General features: G+C 53.0%; 21 protein-coding genes, 2 pseudogenes and 1 riboswitch. Of the genes and pseudogenes, 7 read left to right on the forward strand and 16 right to left on the reverse strand.

Annotated elements, in window-relative coordinates; genetic code table 11:
* Positions 1–19: 19 nt before the first annotated feature.
* The 4 genes and pseudogenes from QRN50_RS24480 to QRN50_RS24495 form a co-directional block, all read right to left on the reverse strand.
* Positions 20–385 (reverse strand): hypothetical protein, encoded by a 366-nt coding sequence (locus QRN50_RS24480; protein WP_003317538.1) that lies wholly within the window; start codon positions 383–385, stop codon positions 20–22.
* Positions 382–1728, reverse strand: a complete 1347-nt coding sequence (locus tag QRN50_RS24485; RefSeq protein WP_057445133.1) for a voltage-gated chloride channel family protein — start codon at positions 1726–1728, stop codon at positions 382–384. The genes QRN50_RS24480 and QRN50_RS24485 overlap by 4 nt, the downstream gene beginning before the upstream one ends.
* 79 nt (positions 1729–1807) lie before the next feature.
* Positions 1808–1880, reverse strand: a riboswitch (Fluoride riboswitch).
* A gap of 95 nt (positions 1881–1975) precedes the next feature.
* Entirely contained in the window at positions 1976–2299 is a 324-nt protein-coding gene (locus QRN50_RS24490) for a DUF190 domain-containing protein (RefSeq protein WP_005895494.1), read from the reverse strand.
* Between the two features lie 10 nt (positions 2300–2309).
* Positions 2310–2591 (reverse strand): annotated as a pseudogene (locus QRN50_RS24495) (fluoride efflux transporter CrcB); the annotation flags it as partial.
* A 582-nt stretch (positions 2592–3173) separates the two neighbouring features.
* Here QRN50_RS24495 and QRN50_RS24500 point away from each other — a divergent pair.
* From QRN50_RS24500 to QRN50_RS24520, 6 genes and pseudogenes are all read left to right on the forward strand, one after another.
* Positions 3174–3332 carry a histidine kinase dimerization/phospho-acceptor domain-containing protein gene (locus QRN50_RS24500; RefSeq protein WP_235815235.1) on the forward strand — a complete coding sequence of 53 codons (159 nt, stop codon included), beginning with the start codon at positions 3174–3176 and terminating at the stop codon, positions 3330–3332.
* Between the two features lie 197 nt (positions 3333–3529).
* Positions 3530–3691, forward strand: a pseudogene (locus QRN50_RS25760) (sensor histidine kinase); the annotation flags it as partial.
* A complete protein-coding gene (locus QRN50_RS24505; RefSeq protein ID WP_258042052.1) occupies positions 3633–4010 on the forward strand; it encodes a cation:proton antiporter domain-containing protein in 378 nt (125 codons plus the stop codon). The pseudogene QRN50_RS25760 and the gene QRN50_RS24505, both read left to right, overlap by 59 nt.
* Entirely contained in the window at positions 4004–4495 is a 492-nt protein-coding gene (locus QRN50_RS24510) for a cation:proton antiporter domain-containing protein (protein WP_258042053.1), read from the forward strand. The genes QRN50_RS24505 and QRN50_RS24510 overlap by 7 nt, the downstream gene beginning before the upstream one ends.
* A 12-nt stretch (positions 4496–4507) precedes the next feature.
* Positions 4508–4912 (forward strand): hypothetical protein, encoded by a 405-nt coding sequence (locus QRN50_RS24515; RefSeq protein WP_181016487.1) that lies wholly within the window; start codon positions 4508–4510, stop codon positions 4910–4912.
* A gap of 200 nt (positions 4913–5112) precedes the next feature.
* Positions 5113–6087 carry a tyrosine-type recombinase/integrase gene (locus tag QRN50_RS24520; RefSeq protein WP_096126571.1) on the forward strand — a complete coding sequence of 325 codons (975 nt, stop codon included), beginning with the start codon at positions 5113–5115 and terminating at the stop codon, positions 6085–6087.
* A gap of 42 nt (positions 6088–6129) precedes the next feature.
* Here QRN50_RS24520 and QRN50_RS24525 read toward each other — a convergent pair whose 3' ends face one another.
* From QRN50_RS24525 to QRN50_RS24535, 3 genes are all read right to left on the reverse strand, one after another.
* Complete coding sequence (locus QRN50_RS24525) at positions 6130–6657, reverse strand: hypothetical protein (RefSeq protein ID WP_080393152.1); 528 nt, start codon at positions 6655–6657, stop codon at positions 6130–6132.
* 95 nt (positions 6658–6752) lie between these two features.
* A complete protein-coding gene (locus tag QRN50_RS24530) occupies positions 6753–7172 on the reverse strand; it encodes a DUF6166 domain-containing protein (protein WP_235815233.1) in 420 nt (139 codons plus the stop codon).
* 19 nt (positions 7173–7191) lie between these two features.
* Positions 7192–7497 carry a hypothetical protein gene (locus tag QRN50_RS24535; RefSeq protein WP_080393154.1) on the reverse strand — a complete coding sequence of 102 codons (306 nt, stop codon included), beginning with the start codon at positions 7495–7497 and terminating at the stop codon, positions 7192–7194.
* A gap of 109 nt (positions 7498–7606) precedes the next feature.
* Between QRN50_RS24535 and QRN50_RS24540 the strand changes: the two genes are divergently transcribed.
* The gene (locus tag QRN50_RS24540) at positions 7607–8086 is read left to right on the forward strand and encodes a hypothetical protein (protein WP_096126570.1); all 480 of its coding nucleotides are present in this window, start codon (positions 7607–7609) and stop codon (positions 8084–8086) included.
* 1 nt (position 8087) lies between these two features.
* On the opposite strand, the gene QRN50_RS24545 is transcribed toward QRN50_RS24540, so the two are convergent.
* From QRN50_RS24545 to QRN50_RS24585, 9 genes are all read right to left on the reverse strand, one after another.
* Positions 8088–8246, reverse strand: coding sequence for a hypothetical protein (locus QRN50_RS24545; RefSeq protein WP_158227014.1), 159 nt, complete (start codon positions 8244–8246; stop codon positions 8088–8090).
* A 20-nt stretch (positions 8247–8266) separates the two neighbouring features.
* Positions 8267–8758, reverse strand: coding sequence for a hypothetical protein (locus tag QRN50_RS24550; RefSeq protein WP_057445139.1), 492 nt, complete (start codon positions 8756–8758; stop codon positions 8267–8269).
* Positions 8759–8971: 213 nt separating this feature from the next.
* Entirely contained in the window at positions 8972–9190 is a 219-nt protein-coding gene (locus QRN50_RS24555) for a hypothetical protein (protein ID WP_057445141.1), read from the reverse strand.
* A 95-nt stretch (positions 9191–9285) separates the two neighbouring features.
* On the reverse strand, positions 9286–9510 hold the full coding sequence (locus QRN50_RS24560) for a hypothetical protein (RefSeq protein WP_143520149.1): 225 nt from the start codon (positions 9508–9510) through the stop codon (positions 9286–9288).
* 453 nt (positions 9511–9963) lie between these two features.
* Entirely contained in the window at positions 9964–10605 is a 642-nt protein-coding gene (locus QRN50_RS24565; protein WP_057445145.1) for an SOS response-associated peptidase, read from the reverse strand.
* A 238-nt stretch (positions 10606–10843) separates the two neighbouring features.
* On the reverse strand, positions 10844–11131 hold the full coding sequence (locus tag QRN50_RS24570) for a hypothetical protein (RefSeq protein ID WP_020304261.1): 288 nt from the start codon (positions 11129–11131) through the stop codon (positions 10844–10846).
* Positions 11121–11771: an AAA family ATPase gene (locus tag QRN50_RS24575; protein ID WP_020304260.1), complete on the reverse strand. Its 651-nt coding sequence runs from the start codon at positions 11769–11771 to the stop codon at positions 11121–11123. Before QRN50_RS24575 ends, QRN50_RS24570 begins: the two co-directional genes overlap by 11 nt.
* A 112-nt stretch (positions 11772–11883) precedes the next feature.
* Positions 11884–12084, reverse strand: coding sequence for a hypothetical protein (locus QRN50_RS24580; RefSeq protein ID WP_057445147.1), 201 nt, complete (start codon positions 12082–12084; stop codon positions 11884–11886).
* A 337-nt stretch (positions 12085–12421) separates the two neighbouring features.
* Positions 12422–12832, reverse strand: coding sequence for a hypothetical protein (locus tag QRN50_RS24585; protein WP_020303935.1), 411 nt, complete (start codon positions 12830–12832; stop codon positions 12422–12424).
* Between the last annotated feature and the right edge of the window lie 90 nt (positions 12833–12922).

Below are 12922 nucleotides of genomic sequence, written 5' to 3' on the forward strand. Positions count from 1 at the left end.
GAGCTGTTTTCAAACTGAATTACGACGCGTCAGTGAGCGGTAACTCACATAAGAGAAGAACTGCTCGCACCTTGCGTAACTCGTCAGCGTGGTCGCGCAGGTATGCGCGCAGCTTGTCCTCTGTATCTAGCAATTCCAGACACTGGGGATGACGCATATCGCCAAGCTCCGGGTGATGATGGGAGATGCGATGGCCTGGCAAATAACCTGCAGAAATCGTCTTGAGCATGACCTGCTCAATTCTTGCTTTTTGAGCAACTTTAAGGAGGTGCTGGGCTAGTGCAGGTGCGCTTAGGTGGTGCCAGAAGCTGGTCACGCGAGCCCGGCTAGCGCCAGGAAAATAGAGTTGCAAAGCTGTCAGGCGATCTTGGTGATGTTCAATCATTTCTCTTCCCCCGCAAGAGTCACTTTCCGCTCGCTGGCGGATTCACTTTGAGCATGAAATTGCTTGATATCAGAGAGCCGGATTTCCTCCGGAAGAGGACGGTGATGCTTGCTGTGGCCGACGCGCTGGGCGTGATAGATCCCGGTGTGTCCGGATACGAGGTAACTTGCGATACAGGCAATGGCTGCAAGCGGAGCAATTTCGGGCCCGAAGAGCTCCATGGCCATAACGATGGTTGCCAGTGGCGTATTAGCTGCACCGGCAAAGACGGCGACAAAGCCGATACCAGCCAGCATGCCGAAGGGAAGGTGCAAGAGGGGAGCCAGCGCATTCCCCAAGGTGGCACCGATGTAAAACAGCGGTGTGACTTCGCCGCCCTTGAATCCAGTCCCCAGGGAGACAACGGTGAACACCATCTTTCCAAGCCAGTCCCAAGGGGCCATTGGCATTTGAAAGGATTGGACGATGCTCGGAATGCCTAGCCCGATGTACTTATCAACGTCGATGTAATGGTTACTACCGAGCGCCCACACTGCGACTGCGATCAGCAGGCCGCCGGCGAAGGGTCTTAATGGTGAATAGGTGATAAGCCGCTTAACGAAGGCTCCGAGCTTGTGGGTCGCAGTCGCGAATAGCAGGCCGGTAAGGCCAAAGACAATCCCAGCTGCCACCACAGCCATGACGCTCCACAGCTGCACCGGAACCACTTCGCCAATGACGTAATGCGTGTGAACCACGCCCCAGGCTTGCCCCACCTGGTCAGCAACGATTGCCGCAACCACGCAAGGGAAAAGCGCGTCGTAACGCATACGTCCAATGGCCAATACTTCAAGTCCGAATAAAGCCCCGGCAAGAGGGGTGCCGAAGACGGACGCAAAGCCAGCACTGATACCGGCCATGAGAATCACCCGACGGTCTTCGCGGCGCAGACGGAAGACATGCGTCAGTTGATCGGCAAGGGCACCGCCCATTTGCACCGCCGTCCCCTCACGTCCCACAGATGCACCAAAAAGGTGGGAAACCACGGTTCCGATCAGCACCATCGGCACCATGCGCAAAGGCACGATCTTCTTAGGATCATGGATCTCATCGATGATCAGGTTGTTTCCGGCATCAACGGGTTTGCCTATCAAGTGATATGCAAGTCCCACAGCAAAGCCAGCCACTGGCAGGAGCCAGATCACCAAAGGATGGTTTTCTCGCCACTGGGTGGCATGATCCAAGGAAAGGAGGAATAACGCAGAAGCAGAGCCTGCCAAAAGAGCTACAAGACCTGCAAGCGCAAGCCATTTCGCTATATAGGGCAGTAAGTCGAGTTGTTCAGGTCGTCGAAATTTAGACATTTGGCCAGCCACAAAAAAGTAAGTGGGCCTGACCAAAAAGGGAATCTGAGCGCGAACGCCTACAGACCTGATTGATCAGGTTTCTGTAGGCATCATCAGCTGCTACGGGCGCAGCGGTTGGTTAATGGAGGAATGCCATCTCCAATGCGCCGATCTTAGCTAGGTCTGTCCAAAATGTAAAATCGTGTTTCGGAGTACGAGGCAAGCGAAGGCATCTTCGAGTCAACGCTTATGAAAGAGGGCCAAACTAGGTGACCTCTGTTCCGACGAAGCCCAGCTCAACTGGGGTTTTTATGTAAAACAACGAGATATCTTCAAGCTCCAATCGCTTGAATAACTGTTCAGATTCGTCCTCGGTAATGGCCATACGAATTTCGGTAGGCTGATCCGCTAGTTCAAAAAAATGCGAGGAATGCAGCCGGCCGGTATGCCCAAAGCCTTCGATACCTGTGGACAGGGTCGCACCCCGCAGTCCCATTTCTTTCGCCAAATCAACGACCCAGTCGCCGAGCATCTTTCCCTGATAGCGACGATTCTGTTGAGTAAAGAAAGTCACCAGAAAACCTTTCATATTCCTCTCCTCAGCGCGTGCTGATTATTTGATAGGACAGAAGCCCGGCAGCCGTCATTACCACCGAGCCCACGACGTGTAGTGAAACTGAGCCTAGCGCCCGGAGCAGCCTACCTTCCTGAATCAGGGCAATTGTTTCTGCGCAAAACGTAGAAAAGGCAGTTCGCCCTCCACAAAATCCCATGATGATCAGCAGGCGCCACTCAGGACTCATTGTGGGGGAAGCGGCCAAAAATGCGATAGCCAGGCCGATGATGTAGCCACCAACCATGTTCGCCACCACAGTGCTTGGGTGATGGCGCTGCCCAAGGCGTATGTATCGAAATTAGCGAGTCTATGCAGAAGACATAAGCTTGCTAATTTCGATATATATCGGCCTCATAAACCATACGACGTCAATCTCCGGGCGCCCCCACAAAAACCAGCTAAAGAACCCAATGCGCTATAATTGGTTCTTAAAGCTGCCGCTCCAGCCCCTGAGGACGTTCCTCGCTGATGGAGCGCAGAAGCCTTCAGAAGCTAATCGCAATTGGTGGTCCCTCCCGCGCAGACCTTGTGTGATCAGGTTCGCCAACTGCGTCGATCATGGGTTTATGGCGAGGGGTTTTACGAACTCACGCAATCTGACTACCCAGTCTGTGCACCGAACGATATTCCATCCGCTCAAAGCCACATATCAATCCCCATTATCACAGCTGACAGGCAGTTCTTCGGTACGTTATGCGCACTGGATACAGCCTCGGTCGTACTGAACGAGCAGAATGTCGTCAATATGCTTGAGCTGTTTGCTCAACTGATTGCTTCAAATTTGGACCTTCACGATCGCCTTCGGCGCAGTGAATCGCAGTTGGGCGAGTCCGTCGAACTTGGGCGGCTGCGTGAGCAGTTCGTCGCGGTACTCAGCCATGACCTTCGCACCCCGCTAAATGCCGTCAGACTTAGCGCAGACGCCTTGCACGGTGATGTCTCCGAGAACCGTCCCGAGTATTGGCTGACGCCATCCGAACGAGCGCTGTACGCATGTCGGCATTGATCGAAGACGTTTTAGACTTTACGCGCTGTCAGTTGGGAGGGGATGTCAGCATTAGACTTCGCCGGGTTGTAGACATTTTTGGAGCGCTTGAGCCTGTGGTGCAGGAAGAGCTCTTGGCCAATCCACAAGCAAACATTGTCTTTCACCACACTGGTGCGGCGGCCCTGCTATGTGATCCAGGCCGGATCAAGCAACTGATGTCCAATCTGATTGCCAATGCTGTGGCCCACGGCCTAAAGGGTGGGCCTATCCTGATCAAGGGACAGGTCAACCAGAGCACGCTGCAGTTAACGTGCACAAATGTTGGACAGCCTATTCTCGAAGCGCTGCTTGGCTCACTTTTCGAACCCTTCACTCGGACAAAACGCGACAGCCCCTCCGAAGGATTGGGACTGTACATCTGCTCGCAGATCGCTAAGGAGCCTGTGTATCGGCTTTGCGATCTGGGCCCTACTGTCGCTCACCGATCTGGCTCTGCCGCTTTCGTACTGCCTGGTGTTCGGCGCGCTGATTTCGCCGACAGACCCCATCGCGGTCATGGGCGTTCTGAAATCCGCCGGCGCGCCCGCCAGTATCGAACTGGTGATCTCGGGCGAATCCCTGTTCAACGACGGCGTCAGCGTTGTTCTGTTTTCGCTCATCCTGGCGATGATTGTCAGTGGTGACCCTCAGTGCTAGGCGCCTCACAACTACTGGTAGAGGAGGCAGGCGGCGGCGCATTGGTTGACGCGGTGTTGGGCTACATCACCTATCGAATGCTCAAAAGCATCGACAGCTATCAGGAAGAAGTACTCATCACCTTGGCCGCAGTACTTGCCGGCTACGCTTTAGCGAGTCATCTGCACGTCTCGGGCCCGCTGGCGATGGTGGTAATGGGCCTCATCGTTGGCAATCAAGGCCGCTCCCATGCCATGTCGGAAGAAACCGAGAAGAACCTTGATATGTTCTGGGAGTTGACTGACGAGATTCTCAACGCGGTTCTATTTGTGTTAATTGGCCTGGAGATAGTGCTGATCCACTTCTCAGGTACGCTTGCTGTCACGGGACTGGCCGTTATCGTGCTGACATTGCTGGCCAGGCTGCTGACGTGTCGGCGCTCCCGTTGCAGTGCTGGGCAAACGGCTCCTTACCAACGTAAGAAATACGTTATCACCACTTTATGAAAGGATTCCATCATGGCGCCTCGCCTCCCTCAGCGCACTCCCACTCTCCCCACTGATATGGACACACGCTATGCCTGTGTCAATTCAGACTGCCCTTGCAGCGAGCTCGAAGAACTCGACTTGGATGATCACGTCAATCGATCGACATGGACGTGTATCGAATGCAACTGCCCTGTGTCCGTCGACATGGCCAACGACTGGGGAGAGAAATGCACGGTATATCGCTATCAGGCCCAGCAACTGAAAAAAAGGGATTACATCTACAAGGGCAAAAACCTTGTTGCCGTGGAGGTAACGGGTTCCAGCGCTACGGATGTTGAGGGCAGATGGTACTTTGCTCTGGCGGGTCACAAATACGAATTCGTTGAACCCGATCGCTACTACAACTGCATGCCGACAGGTCATCATGTGCGGTAATTGGCCAAGTCGTGATGGCAAGATTCAAGGCTTAACCTATTCGGAGCCTCCTATGCACGACCCAAACCTTTGCTTGTCCTGTGCCCTGCCCTTTGCCTCTGTTGAATGGACCGAAGACCTCTCCGGCATCGGTGATGACTCCACCGAATGGATGACTTTTGTAGACGATGAAGTGTGCCTTTGCACAGACGAGGACCGCAATGAATGACCTAATCGATAGGGCAGCCGGAGAGCTAAGTGGCAAGCGCGAGCGGCGCCTAACGGCAGCAGAGTTCCAGCAGCTCGCACACGTGCCGGCAGCGGCAGAATGGTTCGCCAATATCGACAATCCACGCACGCGTCGTGCGTACCAGAATGACCTGCAGGACTTCTGCAGCTTTGTCGGTCTCGCTGGCGCAGAGGAATTTCGTGCTGTAACCCGTTCTCACGTTTTAGCCTGGCGCGCCGATTTGGAAAAACGCGGCTTGGCCGGGGCCACCATCCGACGCAAGCTTGCAGCACTGGCTAGCCTCTTCGATCACCTCCTGGAGAACAACGCGGTCGCGGGAGGTAATCCAGTTCATGGCGTTAAACGGCCTAGGATTGAGAGTAATGAAGGTAAGACACCGGCCCTTGGTGATCTCCAGGCTAAACAGCTGCTCGATGCGCCGGACCCTGAAACGCTCAAAGGACTGCGTGACAGGGCTATTTTAGCGGTGCTGCTCTACCACGGCTTGCGTCGAGAGGAAGCTGCGCAACTGAAGACCGGAGACCTGCAGGAACGACGTGGTATCAAACACCTGCGTGTACATGGCAAAGGGAGCAAGATTCGCTTTTTGCCCCTCCATCCAGTGGCCGCCGAGCGCATCTATGCGTACCTGGAGCAGGATGTTGAACGAGACGCTGCGCCGGGTCCGCTGTTTCGCTCGATGCGTGGTACAACCACCGGCGCCGGTGTAACTGCTAATGGTCTTTACACCATCGTTGCACAGTGGGCACGCGTGGCGGGCATTCAGGTCGAGCGGTTGGGTGTGCATGGCTTGCGAGCAACGGCGGCTACCAACGCGTTGGAGCATGATGCCGATATAGCTAAAGTGCAGATGTGGCTGGGCCATGCCAACATCAGTACCACGCGCCTTTATGATCGGCGCGGCCATCGGCCAGAGGATTCACCAACTTTCAAAGTAAAATACTGAAATCTGTCTGCTTAGCAAGCCCTCAAAATTCGGAAGCTAACTTTACGTTGTTGGAAATAGTCCTTGATGTTTTGATCCTGTAACTAGGTTGTGCAGGGCCAGGCTTGCTTTATGAATGAGTACTGACACATCTTTCAAATTCTCCACTGTGGTAGGGACAAACGTGACTTTGAAGCTTCCTCGGGCGCTCACCGAAGACAGCAAAAGGGTTGCCGTGTCAGGGTCATAGTGGAGCGAACCATGCACATACCTGTTGCGTGCCTTAGACGCTTTATTCATGGCGGTCATTACCGCATCAAAATTTTTTAATCCTGGATGTGAATCTTGTAGAACATCACATAGAGTACCAAAGGCATCCTGCTTTTGCTTGAAGTTCATATGTGTAGTAATTATTTGTGGTCTAGCGTCGTCAGGGTCATTGATCCCTAATAACTTTTTTATATATAAATTCAAGCTACCTTCAAGGACTGCCCAGGTAGCCGCTATGCGGCCAAGCTCAAGGAGATAGTGGTCTGGCAAAGGCCAATCCTTGGGCATTTCTACAAACGATCTTTTTCGGCTATCGGTCATTTTCTTATCCAATCACATGGCCACAGTCAGACGACCTGCCGGGCTTACAGAAACTCAGTAGGCCCCGTTCCACGCGGCCTGAGTGGTTTGATCAATCAAAATATAGGCCGTTGCCCATCGCCTAGAACTTTGCGGATTACGGTGACACTCAAATCGTGATTCATCTGTTGTTGAAGCGCTGGAATCAGTGTATCAACCAGTTTCATTGCTTTCTCGTACATATCTTCTGATGAAAGATCATCGCACTCATACACTCGTCCAATGATGGCAAACGCCAGATTCTTGCAGCCTTCACCTTTGTAGCCCCAGCTATAGCCGCCTTCATATTGAAACAGATCACGCCGGGTCGGCAGCAATTCAGCTTGGCCCGCTGGTGATGAGCGCCAAAGTGCTACACCTGCGCCTTCGACAACTCGCAACAAAATGTGTGCTGGATCTTGCGTTGGCCTGGTTGGATTGACCTTAACCTTGCTGAAGTCGTAGTCATCAAGGGTCATTCGTTTTTCATCGTTCACAATAGAATCCTCATTGTCTCTACTTTGCGGGCAGCACAGACACCAATTCGACGTACTTGTACTTCTTGCGTGCGATCTTCATCGCTTCCACTTCAGCCTGAAGGTGGCTGAGCGTGTCGGCTTCGTGCGTGATCAATTCCATTGCTCCTTCAAACTCGTTACCCACGCTCAACGTAACTACAAGCTTTGGCACGAAATTCCTGGTGCCGTTCCTCTTGGCAGCGGTTTGGACTGCAGGTGGTAGGGCGTGTTGGACCGCTGAGCCAATGCCAGACTCACCTGAGCCAAACAATGCCCGGCGCATGTCTTCTTCGGTCATGTTCATTCATCATTCCTTGTACAACTCCCAACGTATTCTGGTCGTTTTTTCCCTAGGATCAATTCATTTTCGATAAACTTTGTTCGTCACTGACCGTTAATTTTTAGAGGCAGGTATGCAAACCGATAGACACTATCCGAAAAATCCTCCTACCGTTGGTACAGTTCTGCTGACTTCCTATGACTCATTCGCGCATGAAAACGAGATACCTAAATCTCGTGCTGCCGACGCGTTAAGAATGGGCAAAGAGCTCGCCGATGGCTTTGATGATGAGGCGCATCATTTAGGCGCTCTGATGCTGATGATTTCTGACGTTCCAGCAGATCCGCTGCTGAAAGCATCTGCTGCTCAGAAAGGTTCTGTGCTAGGACTTGCTTCGCTTGGCTACCTGTTATCGTATGGATCTACTGGTAAAAAAGCTAAGCGCATCATCGAATCAGGTGGTGGTGTTTTTCTCATCAGACTGAGTGGTGATATTGAAAACCCTAAAGCAGATATCAAGGTTTTTAGCTCCTGGTCTGAGTACCAGAAATTCCTTGGACCCATTTTGAAGACCGGTGACTTTTATCCAGGGAAAACCTCGTCGTTTTCCTAGATCATTCCGCAAGGTCATCCAGGCGAGACCGCGCGCCCTTGGGGTCATCAGTGCCGATGGCAAACATCACTTCAGTGGCACCCTTGATCAGACTGGCAGCGTAGTTCATCGGCCACATACCAGGGGCGCACTTGTTGATCGGGGTATAGGTCACAGGCATGGCGGATTCCCTTCGGGTGGTTAATCGCGTGCTTCTTCGCTACCGGCGAAAGCCCTGTCGCGCTCAACACGTAGCTGCTCAAGCACATGCAGGCTCACCAGCCCGTGTTCCTGCAGCGACATCAGATAGCCGTTGATGTACATCGCGTCTGCCACGCGTTTCAGTTCATCGGTGTTGTCACGAATCATCGCGGCAGAACTGGCAATCTCTTCGCGTGCCCGCTGGATCGTTACGCCGCTGTCGACCTCGATATTGAGCATGACCGTGTCGCCAGGCGTAGCAGCTGACTGCTGATCTGCGAGCACAGCCTGCGCAACAATGCCCTGTACGAAGCCGAACAACCCGACGCACGCCTGATGGTAGGCCAGTCGGGCCGAATCTACGGCTTCGATAGCGCCCTCATGATCAGCCGCCCCCGCCTTGAGAATCCGTAGTGCCTCGTTCAGGGCTCGTTCCGCAGGCTCCACCAGGCTTAGGCCATGCTGGAGCGTAGATACTTCAACCGTTGTCATCGTTCTTTTCCTATACCACTGGAGTGCCGAACAGCAGCTGCGTCAACACGACTACTGCCCAGCAGACCATTGCTGCCCCTACTAGGGCGTATTGCTTTGACCTGAATCGATGCCAGCGACGACCCAGTTGCCGCGACCACCGTAGGTGGTTGCAGCAACCGTAAGGGTTGTCTATCAAGATTTTCCAGTCGGTTGCACGAGGACAAGGCTTCGTTACCGTCGCCCGGCTTTAAGCTCGGCCAAACGCTCCTTTTTCGCGACACTAGCTTCATCATCCAGCATGGCTTTCTCAGCTTGGGTGATCAGATCAAAGTCCCCGAGAGCAAGCTGATAACCCCATGCGGTGTTATGAGCACCCTCAGTGCTCTCGATGTCCACCGCTGTTTTGATTGATTTGATGTACCGGCGAGCCTTTTCTAGTGCATTCGGCATGTGTCATCCCTTTTTTTGAGAGCGCGAAAACCGCATCCCTAAACCGCCGAAGCCCATAAGGCGGGCTTGTAGGCGCAGTTATTTTTCCTAGTAAATTACTTCTTAAGCTCATCGGCAATCTTTCTTAATTCCTCTTGTGCTTTTTCTATTATCGCGGGCGCGCACACCATACATATATTCAGACGCTGTCCAGGTATCTTTTCATAAGCAAAGTGCTTTTCGCCTTTGGATATTGTATGGCTGCTTTTTGCATCGCACTTGCGGGTACCCGCGCTAATTTCATACCTGAAGCTGCTAACAATGTTTCTAACATTCGACATGCTCTTCTCCCTGAACGTCGCACAAAACCTTCTATAAAGGCTTTGTGCAAGCATGCCACAGGTCTGTATTAGGTGCATAGGCTACTGAATCAAGGCCACGACCTCCAGCAGGGCCAGTTCAATGACGCGCACGCCAGTGGTATGTGTGAGCCACAAAAGCATCACGTCGGGCTCTGGCGGACGACCAGTCACGGAAGCGACACGGATCAGGTGCTTGAATTGGCTTGGGCGAAGGGAAGTTGCGCGGCGGATAGATGCAGTCATTGGGGGGGCTGTCAGGATTGATGACGAATCGCGAACGATCCTGAGAGAGTTTGCAGCGGTCTCCTGAAAAGCATACAGGCACGCGTGCCTTGGTGTTCACGGAAAATGCTACCGCGCCTACGGCTTGGTGGCCGGTGACAGCCAGCGCGACACGTCACCCTGTCCGTCACCGGCTCCAGGTAAGGCTCATCACATGGCCACGGCCAGCCGATCTGCCGGGTACCGGTTCATAAACGCCGCGCTCTGCTCTGGCCGCGCAGTCAACCAGTCCGCATACGAGCCCTTGGGCAAAATCACGACCATGCGCTTCTCATCCTGGGGCTTGTGATACGCCTTCATGAAGTCGTGATCATCTGCATTCACGGTCAGCATGGTGTAGCTGTGCAGGATCTGGTCGGTGGACGGATCGCGCCACTGCTCCCATAGTCCCGCAATGCCCAGCAGCTCGGCGTCCTCACGGACTATGCGTGTGGCAACGGCCTTGCCCGAACGCCAGTCCGGCTCGTAGATGGCCACCGCTGGGATGATGCAATGTTGCGCATGGCGCCATGCATGCCGGAATGACGGTTTCTCGGCCACTGTCTCTGATCGAGCATTGTACGTGCGCCTGGCAATTTTACTGTCCTTGCTCCAGGACGGGATCAGCCCAAAGGAGCCAGTCAGCACCTCCATAGCTGCAGGAGATTCTTCGTCTTCGGCACGTCCGTCAGGGCTACGCAGGAATGGGCCTATGTAACCAGGCCACAAATCAAGTCTGCCTTGCTCGAACGGTGCTACTCCGAATGCCTCGGCGACCAGATGCGGTGACGGTGCTTCGTAATGGCTGCACATAGAGCCTCACATGGAACATGTTGATGTCCTACTGAGAGACGCCGCCCTGCCCTGCCGTTCCATTTAATCGACTGGTTACATCCTACTGCGACAATGCGCAAAGGGAAAAACAAAAAAGGGCGCCCTTGGCACCCTCTTCGTATTAGACCCGGAAGCCTCTCGGCTTTCGCCTCGGTTGGCCTTGCGCGAGCAATCTTTAGTAATTCATATTTAACAATTATTAATTGATAAATTTAGGTTAATCCAGCTTGTACCCTTGAGCTTCCAACGCATGCCTGACAATAGCGCTGACCGTCCTGTGTGCTTTCCCGGAGCGCTTGTTTTCACGCACATCGTCCTCAATTTTTTCCAGTATGCCTGGGGGCAAGCTGATCGATACGGGAACTGGCTTCCGCTTATCCGGTGCCTTTGCCAACGGGGTGGAGTCATAAGGCTTGTCAGCAAGCTCTCGGGCCAGGCGTTCAGATGCTTCCTCGCTGACCTGCCCCCTCCTATTTGCAGTCTCACTCGCCTTTTTAACTGCCATGGAACACCTCTTTCAACAGACTCTTTATCTCGTTGGCTGCTTCACGGTTTTTCCCTTCTAAAACTGACATGCCCGAAGGAATGGAGTCTTTGTATGCTTTCCGATAGAAGCCGACTGAATCCAAAGGCTTGATCTCAGGATATTCGGAAAGAAATTCCAGGAATTCGCGCCTCTCAGTGATACGAACTGCAGGGTTTGGGGAAGCCATAGATTGATAGGCATACGCCTGCAGGTTTGGGTTTAGATCTCTGCAGCGCAGGACTTGCTCTTGCAGCTCCCCAAGGGTGTCCAGATCGAGCTGGCTGCATTGGTTTGGAGCAATGATGATGTCTGCCACTACTGCTCCGGTGATCAATTCACGCGAGTTTCTACCAGCGACGTCGACAATCACATAATCAAATTTCTCGCTCAGTGTTCGCAGCGTAACCGTGATGTTGTCGCGTTTTTCAACCAGAGTGATCTTCGGTTCCAGTTGCGCCGCCTCACGCTCTGCGTACCATTTCGAGGCGCTGCGTTGCGCATCCGCATCTACCAGGCAGACATCGTAGCCTTCCATTGCCAACCCAGTTGATACGTTTACGGCAGTGGTAGTTTTGCCTACGCCGCCTTTGTTCCCGCCAACGACCACGATTGTGCCCATGGGGGCCTCCTAAATTAATTCGCAATTAATAATTCGCAAATAACAATTAATAATCAGCTTAGCGGGGCTTCTAGTCAAGCCCGATCCAGTGCAGATCGGTCCATCCCCCTTCTCAACGATCTAAAACGAACCGTCGCTTGGCTTTGATACCGTCGATGTCTGTCGTTATAAGGATCAACGTGCCGGTAAAGCTGTTGCCTGTGTAGAAGCGGATCCACTCAGCTGCACGTGCTGCACTGGTGGTGAATTCGTTGATGATCGTAGTAACACCTTCGTCATCGATAACCGCTCCAGTAAGCGCATAAGAGGTCATATGCCATTCCCTTAGCCCACGATTGGACGGCACAGCACCCTGCGTATCCGAGCGGACACGCAGAGGCCATTCGCTGCAGCTAAAAACAGCTTTCAGGTGATGAGGGAATGCTTACTAAGGAACGACATGAGCGACTCGGCTACGCAGGGCGCTGCAACCTCACCGGCAAACTGTTTTATCCAATAGCGATATTTAGGGTCTGCAAGGTCACGTAACAGCAAAGGACGAGCTGTGATACATTTCATGTTGAGCATGATTTTCCACCAGGTTGATTGTGTTCACGCTGGGGGTGGTTGCACCCATCCCCAGCACCTTCTTTAACTATCTTCTCCTTCTATTAGCCCATGAATGCCAGAATCGGCACGATATCCTGTGGCACTCGACCTGTAAGGATTAGAAAATTTCGCCAGATCTCGTAAGGCACGTCTTGGCTCCCCTCCTTGAACTTCCTAATCCGTCTGTCTGATGCGATGCGAAGCAATCCCGCCAGCTTTTTATCCGTCGCATACGCGTCGAAATGGTCCTGGAAGTGCCGGAAATAGGACCTGACTATTTCAGCGTGAGGTGCTTCCCATCCTTCGTGCTTACGCAACAGGTGAGTACGCGGAAACAAGGCCTCGTCCAGATCCTTCGGACCAGGAATGCTTGGGGCGTGCAGGTTTGCTTCGAGCTGCTTTATCGCCTCGCGAGTAGCCATCTCGAAAATCAATCTCTGCTGTTCAGGGATATCAGGTAGCTCAATCTTCATTGTCAGCCCACTAATTAATAAATCATAATTATTAATTGCCAATTAATAAATAAAACTGCGGAACGTAAAGACTGGGGCCTTGCGGCCCCT

Origin of the sequence: Pseudomonas sp. MEJ108 (assembly GCF_030208985.1) — a bacterium.
GTDB lineage: Bacteria > Pseudomonadota > Gammaproteobacteria > Pseudomonadales > Pseudomonadaceae > Aquipseudomonas > Aquipseudomonas fragariae.